The sequence below is a fragment of the Candidatus Cardinium hertigii genome, assembly GCF_003788695.1.
The window spans coordinates 1-17828 of record NZ_RARA01000010.1 but is presented as its reverse complement, the minus strand read 5'-3'; the positions used below and the strand labels follow the sequence as shown (position 1 = coordinate 17828).

At 35.7% G+C, this 17828-nt stretch carries 15 protein-coding genes and 3 pseudogenes; 2 read left to right on the top strand and 16 right to left on the bottom strand.

Annotated features, from left to right (window positions below):
• Nucleotides 1-149 precede the first annotated feature (149 nt).
• A pseudogene (locus EDM02_RS06190) lies at nucleotides 150-305 on the top strand (IS5-like element ISCca3 family transposase); the annotation flags it as partial.
• Here EDM02_RS06190 and EDM02_RS00340 read toward each other — a convergent pair.
• The 16 genes and pseudogenes from EDM02_RS00340 to EDM02_RS00265 form a co-directional block, all read right to left on the bottom strand.
• Nucleotides 287-916, bottom strand: a pseudogene (locus tag EDM02_RS00340) (transposase); the annotation flags it as partial. The pseudogenes EDM02_RS06190 and EDM02_RS00340 overlap by 19 nt on opposite strands.
• Nucleotides 917-1036: 120 nt before the next feature.
• Complete coding sequence (locus EDM02_RS00335; RefSeq protein WP_420886336.1) at nucleotides 1037-1468, bottom strand: hypothetical protein; 432 nt, start codon at nucleotides 1466-1468, stop codon at nucleotides 1037-1039.
• A gap of 172 nt (nucleotides 1469-1640) precedes the next feature.
• A pseudogene (locus EDM02_RS05870) lies at nucleotides 1641-1922 on the bottom strand (IS4-like element ISWosp8 family transposase); the annotation flags it as partial.
• Between the two features lie 493 nt (nucleotides 1923-2415).
• Nucleotides 2416-3342 (bottom strand): RING finger protein, encoded by a 927-nt coding sequence (locus EDM02_RS00325; RefSeq protein WP_123662168.1) that lies wholly within the window; start codon nucleotides 3340-3342, stop codon nucleotides 2416-2418.
• Between the two features lie 348 nt (nucleotides 3343-3690).
• Nucleotides 3691-4374 (bottom strand): hypothetical protein, encoded by a 684-nt coding sequence (locus EDM02_RS00320; RefSeq protein WP_123662166.1) that lies wholly within the window; start codon nucleotides 4372-4374, stop codon nucleotides 3691-3693.
• 230 nt (nucleotides 4375-4604) lie between these two features.
• Nucleotides 4605-5372, bottom strand: a complete 768-nt coding sequence (locus tag EDM02_RS00315) for an RNA methyltransferase (protein WP_123662164.1) — start codon at nucleotides 5370-5372, stop codon at nucleotides 4605-4607.
• Nucleotides 5373-5519: 147 nt separating this feature from the next.
• The gene (locus EDM02_RS00310; protein ID WP_123662161.1) at nucleotides 5520-6128 is read right to left on the bottom strand and encodes an LbetaH domain-containing protein; all 609 of its coding nucleotides are present in this window, start codon (nucleotides 6126-6128) and stop codon (nucleotides 5520-5522) included.
• A gap of 212 nt (nucleotides 6129-6340) precedes the next feature.
• A complete protein-coding gene (locus EDM02_RS00305; RefSeq protein ID WP_123662159.1) occupies nucleotides 6341-6685 on the bottom strand; it encodes a hypothetical protein in 345 nt (114 codons plus the stop codon).
• Nucleotides 6686-6751: 66 nt separating this feature from the next.
• Nucleotides 6752-7252, bottom strand: a complete 501-nt coding sequence (locus EDM02_RS00300) for a hypothetical protein (RefSeq protein WP_123662157.1) — start codon at nucleotides 7250-7252, stop codon at nucleotides 6752-6754.
• A gap of 462 nt (nucleotides 7253-7714) precedes the next feature.
• Nucleotides 7715-8620 (bottom strand): leucine-rich repeat domain-containing protein, encoded by a 906-nt coding sequence (locus EDM02_RS00295; protein ID WP_123662155.1) that lies wholly within the window; start codon nucleotides 8618-8620, stop codon nucleotides 7715-7717.
• Between the two features lie 1290 nt (nucleotides 8621-9910).
• Nucleotides 9911-10849, bottom strand: a complete 939-nt coding sequence (locus tag EDM02_RS00290; protein WP_123662153.1) for a hypothetical protein — start codon at nucleotides 10847-10849, stop codon at nucleotides 9911-9913.
• 222 nt (nucleotides 10850-11071) lie between these two features.
• Nucleotides 11072-11743, bottom strand: coding sequence for a PASTA domain-containing protein (locus EDM02_RS00285; RefSeq protein ID WP_184891044.1), 672 nt, complete (start codon nucleotides 11741-11743; stop codon nucleotides 11072-11074).
• Nucleotides 11744-11799: 56 nt separating this feature from the next.
• Nucleotides 11800-13122 (bottom strand): D-alanine--D-alanine ligase family protein, encoded by a 1323-nt coding sequence (locus EDM02_RS00280; protein ID WP_123662174.1) that lies wholly within the window; start codon nucleotides 13120-13122, stop codon nucleotides 11800-11802.
• A gap of 159 nt (nucleotides 13123-13281) precedes the next feature.
• Nucleotides 13282-15273: an ATP-dependent zinc metalloprotease FtsH gene (ftsH, locus tag EDM02_RS00275; protein ID WP_123662149.1), complete on the bottom strand. Its 1992-nt coding sequence runs from the start codon at nucleotides 15271-15273 to the stop codon at nucleotides 13282-13284.
• 187 nt (nucleotides 15274-15460) lie between these two features.
• On the bottom strand, nucleotides 15461-16105 hold the full coding sequence (locus tag EDM02_RS00270; RefSeq protein ID WP_123662147.1) for a superoxide dismutase: 645 nt from the start codon (nucleotides 16103-16105) through the stop codon (nucleotides 15461-15463).
• Nucleotides 16106-16204: 99 nt separating this feature from the next.
• A complete protein-coding gene (locus EDM02_RS00265) occupies nucleotides 16205-16684 on the bottom strand; it encodes a nucleoside deaminase (protein WP_123662145.1) in 480 nt (159 codons plus the stop codon).
• 427 nt (nucleotides 16685-17111) lie between these two features.
• Here EDM02_RS00265 and EDM02_RS00260 point away from each other — a divergent pair.
• The coding region (locus EDM02_RS00260) for a hypothetical protein (protein WP_221179567.1) at nucleotides 17112-17828 on the top strand (717 nt) is incomplete at its 3' end.

Genomic DNA, 17828 nt, shown 5'->3' with positions numbered 1-17828 from the left:
AAGTAAAGATATTTATAAGCAATTGTTCAATACATATGTACTTTATAAAAGTGCTGTTAATGAACTTTAAAAACAAAACGTTAAAAATTATTTTTTGGGTAAAATATAAAATAAATATATCATTAGGTATTTTTTATTCTGAATTTCAGCACCCTGCCACACCACTGAACGGATACAATAAATTAGTAGCTAAGACTCGCTATAAGGTAGAACGTGTATTTGGTAGTATAAAAAGTTGGTTCCGAAGTTCGGGAGCCCGCTATATAGGTATTGATAAAATGCATANATGCCACCTTAAAGCATAAACTTTACTAATGCTTTCCAGGGTAAATTGTGCTCTGTCAAAAAGTGAAGTAACCAAAACTTCTCTTTTGCCATTGGATAACATAAACGCTACGACTCTTACTTTCTGGCTGATAGTTTTATCCTTATTTTCTAGAACTAGATCAAAATCTGATTCGCCCGATGCAACCCGCTCCCATAGCTTAGTATAATTTTTTTCTTGTACACGAAAAATAAAATCTGCTTGACATTCATAATGTTGTTTGATAAACTTTACTGAAGTATAACCACGATCATAGATACATAATAATTTATCTTGTTTTAATGCACGCATTTGCTGAACCATTTCAGGGAGTTGTTCTTCTGCTAATGTGCGTTCTCCTATATTCCAAGGTACAAGCCGAGCATTACAAATCAGAGATGTAGATAAATCAACAAATAGTGAAACCCTGGCTAAAGGGGGCACAATTCCGTTTGTGCCATTTGGTTTAAAAAGACCAAACTCCGATATGATTTCGGGTGAAGCAGGTAAACGAAGGGAAGAACCATCTGCTGCAATAAGTCTGTACCCCTTCCATGTGCCATAGGTAGGATCATTTTGGTAAGCTATGCGGATGCTGTTTTCCAATAATTCTNATATAGGTATTGATAAAATGCATACACAACATCTTATGGAAGCAATAGCTTATAACTTATACAGGTCCCCAAATATCATTTTAAAAGGTTGCTAGGGGAATGGTCTATCCAAAATGAACTAAAAGCATCTAAAAATCAATACTGTCGGCCTGTTGCAACGGCCTCGAAGGGAAAAACCATCTGCTGCAATAAGTCTGTACCCCTTCCATGTGCCATAGGTAGGATCATTTTGGTAAGCTATGCGAATGCTGTCTTCCAATAATTCTTTAAATCCAGTATGAGAAAGTTTATACCTTGCTTTGGAAAAAGCTTGCTTGGATGGAGGAATTTTGTACGTTAATGGTTCCATAAGTTCACACTCTATGCCTAAACTTCGCTTAACTAGCTTTAAAATAGTGGAAAATACTATTGGAAAAGTAAGTTTCCTTCTGCGTGTGAACATATGGCCGCCTTTGGAATGGATAGTCTGAAATATGGCTGAATACAATTTATCTTTAATTTCCGAAATAAAATTTTCCCCTAAAAACTCTTGCATAAAAAAATGTATCATACACTTTTTTATGAAATAATAAAAAAAGAATTTATTCGCTAAATAAGAAGCCATGTAGCAAATGTAAAAAAATATCCTATTCTACTTGGTTATCAATAATAGTTAAACCTTAAGTTGACGCCATTGTCCGTTCACTTGCGTGGCAGAAATGTTTTTAAATTAATTATTTANGCTGCAATAAGTCTTTAAATCCAGTATGAGAAAGTTTATACCTTGCTTTGGAAAAAGCTTGCTTGGATGGAGGAATTTTGTACGTTAATGGTTCCATAAGTTCACACTCTATGCCTAAACTTCGCTTAACTAGCTTTAAAATAGTGGAAAATACTATTGGAAAAGTAAGTTTCCTTCTGCGTGTGAACATATGGCCGCCTTTGGAATGGATAGTCTGAAATATGGCTGAATACAATTTATCTTTAATTTCCGAAATAAAATTTTCCCCTAAAAACTCTTGCATAAAAAAATGTATCATACACTTTTTTATGAAATAATAAAAAAAGAATTTATTCGCTAAATAAGAAGCCATGTAGCAAATGTAAAAAAATATCCTATTCTACTTGGTTATCAATAATAGTTAAACCTTAAGTTGACGCCATTGTCCGTTCACTTGCGTGGCAGAAATGTTTTTAAATTAATTATTTAATTACTAAATTATTCGTTACTTTTCTTGATCAAGCAAAAAAAGTAGCTTTAAAAGAAGTAGTTTTAAAAAAAATGGATAAAATCATTATATAATAAATATTTATTAGAAATTTGCTATAATCTATAAAACACGGCTTCCGCGCAAGTGAACGGATACATCGTATCCGTTCACTCAATGGCGTCAACTTAAGGGAATTCATGATTAGCACACCCTCCTATTCTACTTGGTTATCAATAACAGCTAAACCTTAAGTTGACGCCATTGTCCGTTCACTTGCGCGGAAGAATGCTTTGTATCCGTTCACTTCTTAGGTGGGTGTCACCCATAATTTATGATCTGCCCTACATTCACAGCATTTTGCTGAAATACCATCTATCTTTAATTGCTCTTCAAGACAAGATTTGCAAGTTCTTAAGCGATGTCCGCATTTAAATGGGTATTTATCTTTAGCTATACATTCTTTTTCATTTAGCACTTCGAGACAAATACTGCACTCGCCAGTTCCCTTTACTTCTTTATATACCTGCTTGGCCTCTGCTTGCTGACTTACTTCTATCTTTGGTTCTACTTCTTTCAAATAGCTATTATTACCTTTTTCTACTTCTTCCCAATAGCTATTAATAGCTTTTTTTGCTTCTTCCCCATAGCTATTAATAGCTTTTTTTACTTCTTCCCAATAATTGTTACTAGCTTTTTCTATTTTTCCATAGAAACTTTTTGATTTTATTTTATCCTCTTCAAAAAAAGTTTTTAATCCTACTTTTTTAAGCATTTCTTGTTGATATAGCTGACTAGCTTCTGTATATTGCTTATGATACGTTTCCCAAGCTTGTTGTTCCATTGAGCGATATTTTTCCCAGGCTTGCGGATATTCCCTCCCTGTTACTGCATACTCTTTGCAGTCTTTTTCTCTATTTACTTGTATATTTTCCCAGTGTTTTTCCCAACTTTCCTTCGATTCTTTTAGGTAACGGATATGACCTTCTTTATCAGAGCTTTGGCAGGTTACTTTTTCCACAGGATCTAAATGCCATTTAGGTAAGTCCCATTTAACATTATAATTATGATTAAAATTATAATTGTAGTTATGGTGTTTATAATTGTAGTCATATGGCTCTATAATTTTTCTATTATAGCTGTAGTCATATGATTCTAAAGTTTTTTTATCCAATGGACACTTATTGCATAATACAAATGGTCCTAGCCCTACTAATACCCAATGTTTCTTTATCATAGTTAATGGTTGTTTAATATTATTAATTTTATTTTATTTTATTTTATTTAAGTATGGTTTGTTGGAATCGCTAACATATCATAGACGCTTGACAGTTTATATGTTTGTTTCTTTATAAAACTCCACGTCCAGTTACGGTTGCGATCTTTACAATTATAACGCTAATAACCACCTGAATAACAATTCTTGTGGTAGCAGTACTCGAAGCACTGCTTCTGTTTACATAAAGGTAATTATTCTTTTAATAAAAACAAAATATAAAATCCTGGCCTATAGAGGAAATAAATATAAAAAGGATATAGCAAGGGGCCTTTTTATAAGATATCTAAGGTATTGTGAATGGTTTATTTAAAAATGATATCCTATGCCTGCAGTCAAATAGAAGCCATCAAACCCCCTCTTAGCTATGATGGCATCCAGCCACCAAACTACTTTTGTTTCAAAGAAAAAATGATCTGAAAAGGGGCTTCGAATCGTTCCCATTAAGGCCCAAAGATAGGCGGTTCCCAATGTAATTAGTGTTTTATTAGGCGTAATATACCCAAAATGTAGATGGGGTATCGGCGTCAATACTTCGCCTACGGGAGTGTGGCCGAGCGGCCTCCAAAGAAAATCGATCAAGTAATCAAATTGTGTAGGGAGCTGTTTAGGATCCTTTTCTTTTTTTATTAGTTTTTTTGCTTTTTCAATTGCATACTCATTCACATATCTAAATGTATTAATAGTTCTAGGGAAAAACAAATTCCATGTAAGGTCGATCCCAATATATGTATTCTGTTTAACTACCCAGCCATATTCGTAACCAAGTTCGAGTATTTGATTCGATACTTTCTTCCAGTTATGATGGATAACCATTCCATAATCCATGCGTACACTATGTCCGGACCAAAATGAATAGGGGATCTCTTTTTTTGGGAGAGAGGGGGCAGCGAAGGCGGGCAAAATCTCAAATAGTAACATCGTAGGTAGTAACCAAGAAAAAACACCTTTTTTTAGCTTATGTCTAATGGGTTTCAAAGGAAGAGATAACATAAATATAGATTTAGTATAGAGTGATAAAAGTTAATATATTAACGTAATGTATGCATTTGATCATATGTGTTTATGATATCATTCTAAAATAATACTTATAATGTGTCAATTTTCAAAAATGTCCTATGCATTTTTTATGCGTTACACCTGCACATTATAAATGTAAATTACCACTAAATTTACAAAATTTATTTGTATAAACATCATATCTCCTTGTAATTTGTTACCAATTAGGATTTTTGCAATGTCCTTTTCCAGTTGTCACATACAACAGCTGTAGCAATAGCTGCATTTAGAGATTGAGCGTTTCCATATCTAGGAATGGCAATAGCATGCGTGAACATTTGTTTTATGGTAGCGTGGATACCTTGAGATTCATTTCCTATAACTAATACCCCTTGTGTTGGAAACGAAAAATCGTGTAGATGATCTCCCTCTATCATGGCACCTATAATCGGTAATTTTACATTTTGTAAGTAGCGTGGTAAGTCTACATAATGCAGTTTGATTTTTACAAAAGAACCCATACTGGCTTGTAGTACCTTGGGGTTATATAGCTCTACCGTTGACCTAGAACAGAGAATTGTTTCTATCCCATACCAATCTGCTATACGGATAATGGTTCCTAGGTTTCCAGGATCTCGAATATTATCCAATGCGAGCGTAATGTTTAAGGGAGATAAACATGGTTCAGTTGGTAGCGGTATAGTAGCTACTGCTAGTACCTCATGATTGGTAGACAAAGATCCCAATTGGGTAAGTATTTCTTTTGGCACTTCAAAGATCTCTATATTTTTACTAAGCCCAGTAAAAATATTCTGATTTTCTATAAAAAAAGAAGAAGTTCCTACCATACATTGAATGGTATAGTGAGAGGCTAGGAGCGCTTGAATACTTTTTTTTCCCTCTAATACAAAAGAAGCTCTTTCTAATCTATATTTTTTAAGCGCCAATTGGCGAATATACGTTGCTTTTTTTTTACTTAAGGTGGCATACATAACTTGTCTTTTCTGCCTTTATATCGTTGTTATGATAGTCGGTAGCATCCAAAATAAGCGTCGTATTTGGATTATATTATAAAATTGCGTAACTGTAAGGTAAATAGTTGGGATAGGGCCTGAGTAAAGCCAATGGGGATAAGTACATTATAAGCTATCATCGTTTTTTACATTTTCTAAAACAACAGCACCTGCATGAATATGTACGCCTTTTTGAATGCTAACGCCAGCAACAATCCTGGCTCCAATGCCAATACTTACGCCTTCCCCTAAGGTTACATATGCACCGATAACGCTGCCGGCACCTATTTGTACCCAATCATCAATACTAGCTTGCTCTTCAATAATTACGCCATTATGTACCACGCAGTGATTACCTATCGCCACCTCTGGAGCTAAACAAACTTGTGCGCCTATGTAATTGCTTTGGCCTAGCTTAATAGGATCAGCTATAATAGCGGATGGATGTATAGCAGAGATAAGTGTTTGTTTTACTTGCGCTGTTAACAAGTCTAGGATTTTTTTTCTTTTGGTAATATTTCCATATGCAAGAAATGAGACGCATGCTCCCTGTAGTAAATTTAGGAATTTTTGATTGTCAGTAGCACCTAAAATGGGAATACCACAAAGATCTGTGTGGTGCCATTTTGGGTCATCTTCCAGAATACCATAAACCATTACGTTATTCTTTAGGAAAATATCCAAAGCTCCTTTTGTAAGTGCACATATGCCAAAAATAATTAGTCCATTGTTCATATTATGATCATTATCATTAATATTCTATTTCGTTTTACCTGCGAGATATAAAAACAGACTAAAAATTAAAATGCTCTATCCCTCATGTTTGTATCCGTTCAGTTATGTGCCCTATGCGTATTCGTACGACTGAACGGATATTGGTAGCGGGAACCCGTATCATATTTATTTTAAGGCTTTGAACACATACTTTTATTTATTTATTTATTTATTTATTTCATTTTATTTACTTCTTTTACTATATCGCTCATATCCTTACTTACATCTAAAATAGCATCTTGGACTTCTTTTGAAGATGCTGTTAGGCGAATTTGATTAATTACTAGGCTTACTGCAAGCGACTTATTTTCTGTAAGCCTCATTTGGTCCATGTATGCCCCTATTCCTGCCCCTGACCCTGATTCTATTTCTTCTTCTGTTAAGTTTTTTGCCATTGCTATGTATTTTTCTGACGCTTGATTAAATTCATTAATCTTTTTCTCTAGCTCCTTTACCTTTTCTGTGTTAAGGTTTTTCTTAATTTTAGGCAACATTTTTTGCCGTAATATTATTATCATTTTACGGCTTTTTTCGACTATTTTTATGATTTTGGTTTTTACTTCTGACTGAGATTTAGATGCTGACTAAGATTTAGGGGAATTGTTTATTATATCGTCTATATCCTTTTTTGCATCTGAAATAGCATCTTTGACTTCTTTTGAAGGTTCTGTTTGGAGAATCTGAACCTCTATTAGTTCTAGTTCATCCCCCTTCTCCTTTATAAGTTTCTCTTGGTCTATGCATGCCGCTATCCCTGTCCCTGTTCCTGACTCTATTTCTTCTTCTGTTAAGTCTTTTGTCATTGCTATGAGTTTTTCTATCGCTTGATCCAATTCATTAATCTTTTTCTCTATCTCCTTTATCGTTTCTGTGTTAAGGTTTTTCTTAATTTTAGGTAACATTTTTTGCCGTAATATTGTTACGCATTTACGGTTTCCTTCGGTTACTTGTTGTATGAGTTTGGTTTTTACTTCTGACTGAGATTTAGGGGGAGTACAATCACCTGCACTGAAGGTCAAGCCTAATATAGTTAAAAATGACAATAGCGCCCCTCTACAAATATTTTTATTCTTGTATACTAACATATTAAGTAATTGCTGTTTAAAATTGTAAAATGAAATAATGGGTCTTGGTCTCTTCTTGTAAGTAAGAAGCTACGATTAAATACTACCTGTTGATGCAGGTAATTTTAACATGCCCTAAATTAAATATATATGGCATTATATGCAAATGATACATGCCTTAACATAAGGGTATGTAATACATTATTTTTATATTAAGAGTCATAATCAATAAACTTTATATGAAATACTGGGTATAAGCAATTATATAAGGAATTAACCTTATTAAATATTAGCAATTTTAAAATATGGCTGCCACGTACGTGAACGGACAATGGCGTCAACTTAAGGCAATTCATGATTAGCCTACCCTCCTATTCTACTTGGTTATCAATAACAGCTAAACCTTAAGTTGACGCCATTGCGTGAACGGATACTTTTGTGGTATCGCAAAAACATACTTATTTTTTCATATGTTAACACGTCCTAAATTTTTAGATTAATATTTCTACTAATGCAGAACGCCTTTATTTCATCTTTATTTTTGATAGGGTTATAGGATAAATTAAGGCTCAGATTAGAGTAGGGTAATCTGCTGCCTAACCGATCTAGGATAGCTACATCAAAAGATGTAAGGTTGTTATGGGATAAATTAAGATACTTTAATGCATTTAGGTTACCTAATCCATTAACAGTTGTAAGCTGGTTATGGGATAAATTACACCGACTTAACTGAGTTTGGTTACCTACATTAACAGTTATAAGGTTGTTACGGGATAAATTAAGATCTCCTAACTGATGTAGGCTATCTATATCAATATCTGTAAGTTTGTTATGGGATAAACGAAGATTTGTTAACTGATTTAGATTTAGGTTAGCTAGATTAATAGATGTAAGTTGGTTACAGAATAGATCAAGCACTTGTAAGTTATTTCGGGTGTGCGCAGAAAGCGCCAATAAAAATGAATTTAAATCATCAGGATTATTTAATCCTAGTTTAGATAAATGAAAACCATTCACGTATCTTACATCTCCATCTGCATCTATACGTATCAATTGAAGTGATATTAATGGTGAATCTTGGTCTCTCATCTGCCCTACCAACTTTATTAAGAAACGCATGTGATCTTTATTCGCAGGGCCACAGTAATAAACATGTTGTACCCTAAATGTTTTCACATAAGAAAGTCCTTCCCTAAAAAACGCTTCACTCCTTCCATTTATTTCATAAGGGTTATGGGCATTATTATACTGCTCTCCAACTACATCTATGATCTCCTCTACTGGCAGATCAGGCTGATCAGCCTGTTGTTTGCTAGCTTGACAAGAAGTAATGGCAACTGTAATAAAAGGTATACCTAATTTTCTAATTATATTGTATTTTATTTCCATATGGATTATATTTAATTATTGTCTATATCCTCAGATATCTTACCTTTCCTTTTTAGGCGCAAAATAATACATACTTATTAAAAATAAAAATAGTAAACTATCAAAGTTTATTGAAATTAGATATCCGTTCAGTGGTGTGGTTTATACGTATTTTTTCACGTTCGTATTTAGAAATAGCGCAATAATGCAAGATCATAAAAACGCGCCTTGAACAAAGCTGTGATTAGAAGAGTTCAGGCTGATAGTTAGTAGAAAATCAGCTTGTTTGAGCCTACTCTTCGTCTTTGAAAAGCTGGCTATGTTCCGCTTCGGGATTCAGCGTACTCACATAGTTCTACTATGCTGCGTGCGCTTCACCCTCGCGCGCCTTGCCAGCTTTCCAAATCCATTGAGTAATCGTCCCTTCGTCTTTGAAAAGCTGGCTATGCTTTACCCCACCAGATATATCATCTGGCGGGGACCCCTGTTCCGCTTCGGGATTCAGCGTACTTGGGGTCCCCAGATGTATGCATATACATCATGGGGCGAACTCACATAGTTCTACTATGCTGCGTGCGCTTCACCCTTGCGCGCCTTGCCAGCTTTCCAAATCCATTGAGTAATCGTCTCTTCGTCTTTGAAAAGCTGGCTACGGCTTTCCCCCGCCAGATATATCATCTGGCGGGGGACCCTGTTTCGCTTCGGGATTCAGCGTACTGGGGAGCCCCATGATGTATGCATATACATCATGGGGTGAACTCGCATAGTGCGTACTATGCTGCGTGTGCGCTTCACCCTCGTGCGCCTTACCAGCTTTCCAAATCCATTGAGTAACTATAGGGCGAGTTCTGATTTTCAGCTTGCAATCCTGAACTTTTCAACAGCTTTGTTCACCAGCGCTTGATTTTTTTTGGCTGCTTTTTTGATTAAGCAAAAAAAGTAGCTTTAAAAGAAGTAGTTTTTAAAAAATGAATAAAATCATCAATTATTAAATATTAGCCATTTGCTATAATCTATAAAATATGGCTACTACGCAGGTGAACGGATATTGGTTGACTCGCTATATACTTTTTTGCTTATATCCTTAGAATTACATTTAAATCTAATTGCATCTTTTTTACTATATCGTTTATATCCTTTCTTGCATCTAAAATAGCAGCTTGGACTTCTTTTGAAGATTCTGTTTGGAGAATCAAGTCTATTGCTAACCTAGTTCAATCTCCTTATCCTTTATAAGTTTCCCTTGGTCTATGTATGCCCTTGCTTCCCGTGTCTCGGGCTGTATTTCTTCTGGTAAGTCTTTTGCCATTGCTATAATTGCATCAATTGCATCAATTGCATCAATTGCATTTGCGTCTTTTTTTCTATATCGCTTATATCCTTTCTTGCATCTGAAATAGCATCTTGGACTTCTTTTGAAGATTCTGTTCGGCGAATCAGATCTATTGCTAGGCCTAGTTCAATTTTCTTATCCTTTATAAGTTTACATTGGCCCATGTATGCCTCTATTCTTGCCCCTGCTCCTGACTCTATTTCTGCTTCTGTTAAATTTTTTGTAATTTCTATGAGTTTTTCTATTGCTTGATCTAATTCATTAATCTTTTTCTCTAGCTCGTTTACATTTTCTGTGTTAAGGTTTTTCTTAATTTTAGGCAACATTTTTTGCCGTAATATTGGTATCATTTTACGGAGTTCTTCGTATAGTTCTATGGCTTTGGTTTTTACTTCTGACTGAGATTTAGATGCTGACTGAGATTTAGGGGAATTGTTTATTATATCGTCTATATCCTTTTTTGCATCTGAAATAGCATCTTTGACTTCTTTTGAAGGTTCTGTTTGGAGAATCTGAACCCCTATTAGTTTTAGTTCATCCCCTTTCTCCTTTATAAGTTTCTCTTGGTCTCTGCATGCCGCTATCCCTGTCCCTGCTCCTGACTCTATTTCTTCTTCTGTTAAGTTTTTTGTAATTTCTATGAATTTTTCTATCGCTTGATCCAATTCATTAATCTTTTTCTCTATCTCCTTTATCGTTTCTGTGTTAAGGTTTTTCTTAATTTTAGGCAACATTTTTTGCCGTAATATTGTTACGCATTTACGGCTTTCTTCGGCTGCTTGTTGTATGTGTTTGGTTTTTTCTTCTAACTGAGATTTAGGGGGAGTACAATTACCTGCACTGAAGGTCAAGCCTAATATAGTTAAAAATGACAATAGCGCCCCCCTACAAATATTTTTATTCTTGTGTACTAACATATTAAGTAATTGCTGTTTAAAATTGTAAAATGAAATGATGGGCCTTGGTCTCTTCTTGTAAGTAAGAAGCTACGATTAAATACTACCTGTTGATGCAGGTAATTTTAACATACCCTAAATTAAATATATATGGCATTATATGCAAATGATACATGCCTTAATATAAGGGTATATAATACATTATTTTTATATATAGGATATGATATAGCAGCCAGGATTGATCTATAACTTAACTACCCATAGATTAATAGTGGTTCCCAACGATACCTTAGTCCCTGGTTCCGGATTTTGTTTTACCACACTGCCAACAGCTGCTGTCCTGTTTTCCACAAGATGTACTATACCCATACGTATGCCATGTTCTACCAATACCAAGTGAGCTTCTTCTAAAGGCATTTCTAGCACATTTGGCACTTCAATAATTTGAGAGCTCAGTCCAGCTCCCACTACTAAATCAATGCTTGACCCTTTATTAATAAGTTTTCCAGCAGTTATAGGATTCCCATTATACCATTGCTCTAATACAACCGAAGCGGTAATGTCAGGGACATATTTGATATTGCCCAATTTTAGTCCTTTATTCTTTAAAAGTAAGTGTGCTTGTCTAATAGAACCGTCAATCAGGTTTGGCATATCTACTAGTGGAGGCCTTTCTGCATTTAAGGTTAAATAAATTTTTCTGTTTTTCTTAACATAGTTGCCTGCTGCAGGAAATTGTTGTAAAACTGTAAAAGGAGGCAATTGGTCTGAATAGCCGCTATTGTCTGTTATAAAGTATCGTAAATGATGTTTACTTAGATATGCATCTAAGTTATCCCGATGTACGCCTGTTAAATCTGGTACTTGAACGACTTTTCCTTGATTGGTAATATATGGCAATGCTATGTAAAACATAGTGTATAATATAGCTATACTTAAGCAAAACATATAAAAAAGATGTTTTAATATGTTTAGTAATTTTTTTTTATGCATTTATCTAAGATTCCAGATGGCGAAGAAGTCGTAAAATGTGTTTTTTTGAACCCATATTGGATAATGGCATCTATAAAGTCAAATGGCGTATAGCCATTGAGGGCGCATTGATGAAAAATACAAGTAGCTGGCGTCATAGCAGGTAAAGCATTGATTTCAATAACCCATATTTCTACTTTTTGATGGGGATAAATTTTTACAAAAGCATCTATTCTAGCGTATCCTTGTACGTTCAAAACTTGTGCTACCTTTGCCAATTGTGCCCTAACCATTTGGCTGATGGTTACAGAAGTTTTGGCATCGGCATGAAACCTTGCAGGCGTAATGTTATGGCCTGCTCCTGCTAAAAATTTTTCTGCTAGGGAAAGTATGCTATCTGCTGCTAGTACTTCTGAAGGTTCAAAAACTTCATATATCGTTTCTCCATTATCTCCAATATGTGTCAATAATCCTGTGGTAGTTTCTAAAAAGTGCAGTACTGCTGTATCTTTTTTTATAAAATCTTCTAGTAGAAATCGTTCTTGTGGTACCATACTACTTTTCTCTTGTAGCCCTATCGTTTGTACTACATCACAAGGATTTTTTTGCTGTATTTGAAAACTAGCAGATGCATAAGCTATCAACATAGATCTATTGTTGATCTTGGTTACGCCTGTACTACAACCATCATCTACTGGTTTAGCAATCATTGGATAAGAAAAATTCTTTTCGATGGCATCAATGCATGCAATCTGGTTATGGTTCCATTTTTTTTGTGTAATTATAAGCTGTTTGGCAGCATAAAATCCCTTTTGTATTAGGAATTGGTTGGTAGCGTATTTATCAATTGTTAAAGCAGTAGTTTCTATGCCAGATCCGTTATAAGGGATATCATACTGTTCTAGGATCATTTGTAAGGTTCCATCTTCTCCAGGTCTACCATGTAAAGCTATAAAAATAAAATCTATTCTTTCTTTTAAGGCTTGATAAGTAAGCTCTTCTGGTTTGAAAATAGCTCCTTTTGCATAGACCTTAGTAATACCAAGGGCTTCTGCCCTAATAGGCGTTAATAATGCCTCCAATTCCCTAAATTTAGCTGGATGTAAAAGAAAATCATGGATATCATCTGCATTATCCTTGAGTAAAAGGAAGGTAGGTAAGGTGAAAATACGGTGCGCTTGCATGGAGCCAGATAGAAAAAGAGGGAGAGGGTCATATTTTACAGAAGCAATTAATTTACTATAAACGTTCCGTCCACTTTCTAGCGATATATGTCTTTCTGGTGTGAATCCCCCCATTATCACACCTATTCTTTTTTTCATGCAGTTATCTCTTTTTGGTGCGAACACAGGTACGTATAGGCCACATGCCTGAACGGATACTATTAGTACGCAAAATTTTTAACCCTTAGAGCGTGATGAGATTATTACAAATACTTTATGCACCATCCATAGATACAAAACAGAAGTTGGTAGCTAACATTAGATTTCCTCTGTTGGTTCCTTATATGCTATTTCTTCTTGTTCAGTAGTTAGTGGAATATCCTCAATGGGAGGAGTATCTTTATTAGGCTCTGGTATTAATCTCTTTCCTATTAAGCGTTCTACATCTGACTTAAATATAGTTTCCCTTACCAATAAAGCTTTAGCCAAAAGTGTTAATTCATGTATCTTTTCCTTGAGTAATGCCTTAGCCCGTCCATATGCAAGATCTATTATAGCTTTTACCTCCTCATCTATAGTATAAGATGTTTTTTCTGAGTAGGGCTTGGTAAAGGTATAGTCGGTTTGTTTTGAGTTATGAAAAGAAAGGTGGCCTACTCTAGGATTCATTCCATAAACGGTAACTATACTATAAGCCAATTTGGTAATACGTTCCAGATCATTTAGGGCACCAGTAGAGATCTTACCAAATATAATTTCCTCTGCAGCCCTTCCTCCCAATGCCATAGTTATTTCATCTAAGAGCTGATCTTCCTGATAAATAAACTGTTCTTTCGGCAGATACTGTGCATAACCAAGCGCTGCTATGCCACGTGGTACTATACTTACTTTAACCAGTGGATGGGCATGCTCTAAAAACCATCCAGCAATGGCATGGCCTGCTTCGTGGTAAGCTACTAGTTTCTTTTCTTCTGGCGAAATAAGTTTGTTTTTTTTCTCTAATCCACCGACAATCCGATCTACAGCTGAATGAAAATCGGTCATAGTTACAAACCTTCTATTTTTTCTAGCGGCTATTAAAGCTGCTTCATTACACATATTAGCCAAATCTGCTCCAGAAAAGCCGGGCGTTTGTTCCGCTAATTGCCGTATACGGATATGTCTTTCTAGTTTGAGCCCTTTGCTATGACATTTTATAATGGCTTCTCTATCCACTATATCTGGATTATCTATGCTTACTTGTCTATCAAACCTTCCTGGGCGTAGTAGAGCAATATCCAATACTTCCGGCCTATTGGTTGCAGCTATAATAATTACGCCAGAATTGGTCGAAAAACCATCCATTTCTACCAAGAGAGAGTTTAGGGTATTTTCCCGTTCATCATTTACACCAGGCATATTGGCTTTGCCACGGGCCCTGCCTACTGCATCAATTTCATCAATAAAAATAATACAAGGCGCTTTTTCCTTTGCTTTTTTAAAGAGATCTCGAACGCGAGCTGCGCCTATGCCCACAAACATCTCCACAAAGTCCGATCCAGATAGGGAAATAAAAGGGACATTGGCTTCTCCGGCTACCGCTTTGGCCAGTAATGTTTTACCGGTTCCTGGAGGGCCTACTAGCAGTATGCCTTTAGGGATTTTACCTCCCAGAAGGGTAAATTTTTCTGGTGTTTTTAAAAAATCTACTATCTCTTTGACTTCTTCTTTAGCCTCTTTCATACCAGCCACATCTTGGAAGGTAACTTTTATCTGGTTGTCTTTATCAAAAATAGTTGCCTTTAACGTATTCATATTGAAAAGCTGTGCGCCAGGGCCTGCCATTCCATTACCTGCCTTACGGATAAAGAACCAGTAAATTAAGAATAAAGTCAATAACAAAGACCAATTTATAAAGCTAGCAGGTTCTGAACGTTCTTCCGACATGTAGCCTATCCTAGCTTGTGGATCCATTTTTGATTCGATTTCTTTAAAGTTTTTATCAAAAATCTTAACAGAAGGTATGCGAAAAGTATAGACCAAACGACTGTTGCTTTTCCACGCAGCTCTTGCCTTTAGTTCCTTTTGATAGTGCTCTTTTGCCAATGCGCCTTCTCGAAGCGCCACTTCTACTAAGTGTTGGTTGGTAATTAACGTAACAGACTTTACATCCTGGTCCAGCATCATTTTTTCAAAGCGCTTTTCAGAAATAGGAATAACATTTTGATCCCTGCTGTAATAGAAAAATAGTCCTAGTATGGCCAATATAGCCAATACAAAAATAGACTGAGCCGCATTATATTGCGAAAACTTTTTTTCTTTTTGTTTCATAACCTAAATTAATAATGATCAGCTATTGTGCTTACTTGTTTAGGAGAACCGAAATTTACAAAAAAATCTATTAAAAATGGCTATAAAAATTCAAGAAAAACACCCAACTAAGTTGTGCAGGGATGGGATGTGCTGGCCCCAAGATGGTGCATAAAAGCATACCTTGCCCTATAACCCCATGTAGGTTTTACCGATACTTTGTTGCTTCGATTAGTCTGTTTTCCACTATTTCCCAGTGAATAAGTTTCCAAAAAGCCTCTATATACGCTATGCGTCTATTTTGGTAAAGTAGATAATAGGCATGTTCCCAAACATCTAATCCTAGAATAGGTATACCCTGCTCTGCAAGAGGTATGTGATCCATAAGTGGATTGTCTTGATTGGCAGTACTAGAAATAATTAAGCTACCATCTTGCTTGGCTACAGATAACCAAGCCCATCCGGAACCAAAACGCATAACAGCAGTTGTTGAAAAAATTCTTTTAAATGCTTCCAAACTTCCGAATCCTTTTTCTATGGCTTGAAGTAAAACTTCCCCAGGCCGTTGAGCGGTATGAGGCGTAAGACTATCCCAAAAAAATAAATGGTTAAAATGGCCGCCTGCATTATTTTGCACAACAGCGCTATAGGAGCTTATAGATCTTAAAAGACGCTCTAATATCAATGTTTCAGCTCCTTCTGCTGCTGCTATGGCTGTTCCAGTAATAGCCTGATTTAGGGTATCGACATACGTTTGATGATGCTTGGTATGATGGAGTTCCATTGTTCTGGCATCTATGTATGGCTCTAGTGCGTTATAGGCATAAGGCAAGGAAGGAATTGTAAAAATCATAAGCATCTATTGTTGCGTAACATTAGTTAAATAGGTAAAAATTTTTATTATACTGTATATACTGAATATACTGAAAAATGATTAATATGAAAAAGTAGTTTACCCCTCTACAGGAACAGGATAAGGATTTCTTAGCTTTTTAAAAAAATAAACCAGTAGTGCATTGCTTTCTTTGGCTAAAATATTTTGTTGTACTTCTGTTCTTGGGTGCAGGATAGGCGCCGAAATGGAGTGGGCGCTTCGTTTAGGATCACTTGCCCCAAAAACCATACGCTTGATCTGCGACCAATAGAGTGCACCATGGCACATTATACAGGGCTCTAAGGTAACATATAAGGTGCAGCTAGTGAGATATTTGCTGTTGAAATGATTAGCCGCAGCGGTTATGACCAATATCTCTGCATGAGCTGTTGGATCCCGTAATAGTTCCACTTGATTATAGGAGCGGGCAATAATCTTGTCATTGCTTACTATTACGGCTCCAATTGGCACTTCGCCTATGGTAGCTGCCTTCTCTGCCTCTTTTAGCGCTTCTTTCATAAAGAAGATATCGTTATCTATTTGGTGCTTTATACTCATTTAAATATAACTTGCAGTTATATATTTAGTTATCAGTTATATAATTATTTATTTTTGTGTATGACGTAATCAGTTCAATAGATCAGCTCTAAAAATTTTTTAGCAACCTTAATTTTTAATTGATGTAATAATTCATTTTATTTGTCCTAAAATAAATTATAAAAAGCCAAAGATCCTTACCCGTCAAAGAAAAGGAAAAAAGGGAAAGGGTTTAAAGCTTGGTTTAAAGCTTGGTTTAAAGCTTGGTTTAAAGCTTTTTTTATTGATAAAAAGAGTAGTAAACTATAATTATTATAATACCATTAAACAATTAAACAATAAACATCAAACCATACATTAAAAACAATCAAACCATACATTAAAAACAAACAAACCATACACTAAAAACAAACAAATAATACATTAAAATTAAAAACAAAAATAATATATGCATCCTAATATAATAGATAAAGCGAAGTCGATCCGAAAAGGATTGATTCATCCAAAAATAATATTTTCAGCAGCTGGTGCATTTGTATTGGGTACGCAAATGGGTTGCCATTCGTTATCCAGTCGTATGATATCCAGTGATCGGCCTGGGACATCTTTTTTTAGCAGGAACTTTGGAAAACCACCCCTGTTCCCAAAACCAAAAAAGGATACGAGATCTATTGGCACTCAAACCGATCCAATTATATGTTGCTGTAAAGCTTATGAAAGTGCAAGTGGATCTACTGGGCCTATGCCATTATCGCCCATGTCTGATGCTGGAAGCCATTCTACAAGTGGAGATAGTGGGTATGCGCCAGTCTCTCCAAATGTAACACAACTACATTCTTTAAATGTACATGGTATATCTGGGTCAGTATCTCCCCATACCTCTCCGCCGCCTCCGCCTCCTCCGCCGCCCCTATTACTATTTTCAAAAGGTACAAAGGGTGCCCCTAAGGGGCAAGGATTGCTAGCTCAGTTGCAGGCGCAACAGGCTCAGTTGCATGCGAGCAAGCCAAGGTCCAGAAGTCTTCCACAATCCTCTGGCACATCTAACGACATATATAAACTGAAGAAAAATGACGTAATGGATGAACTGAGTGAAAAGTTAGCAAGCCGCAAGGCGCGTCAAGATTTTCAAAGTTCAAGTGGAAGCTCAATAGGTGAATCTACT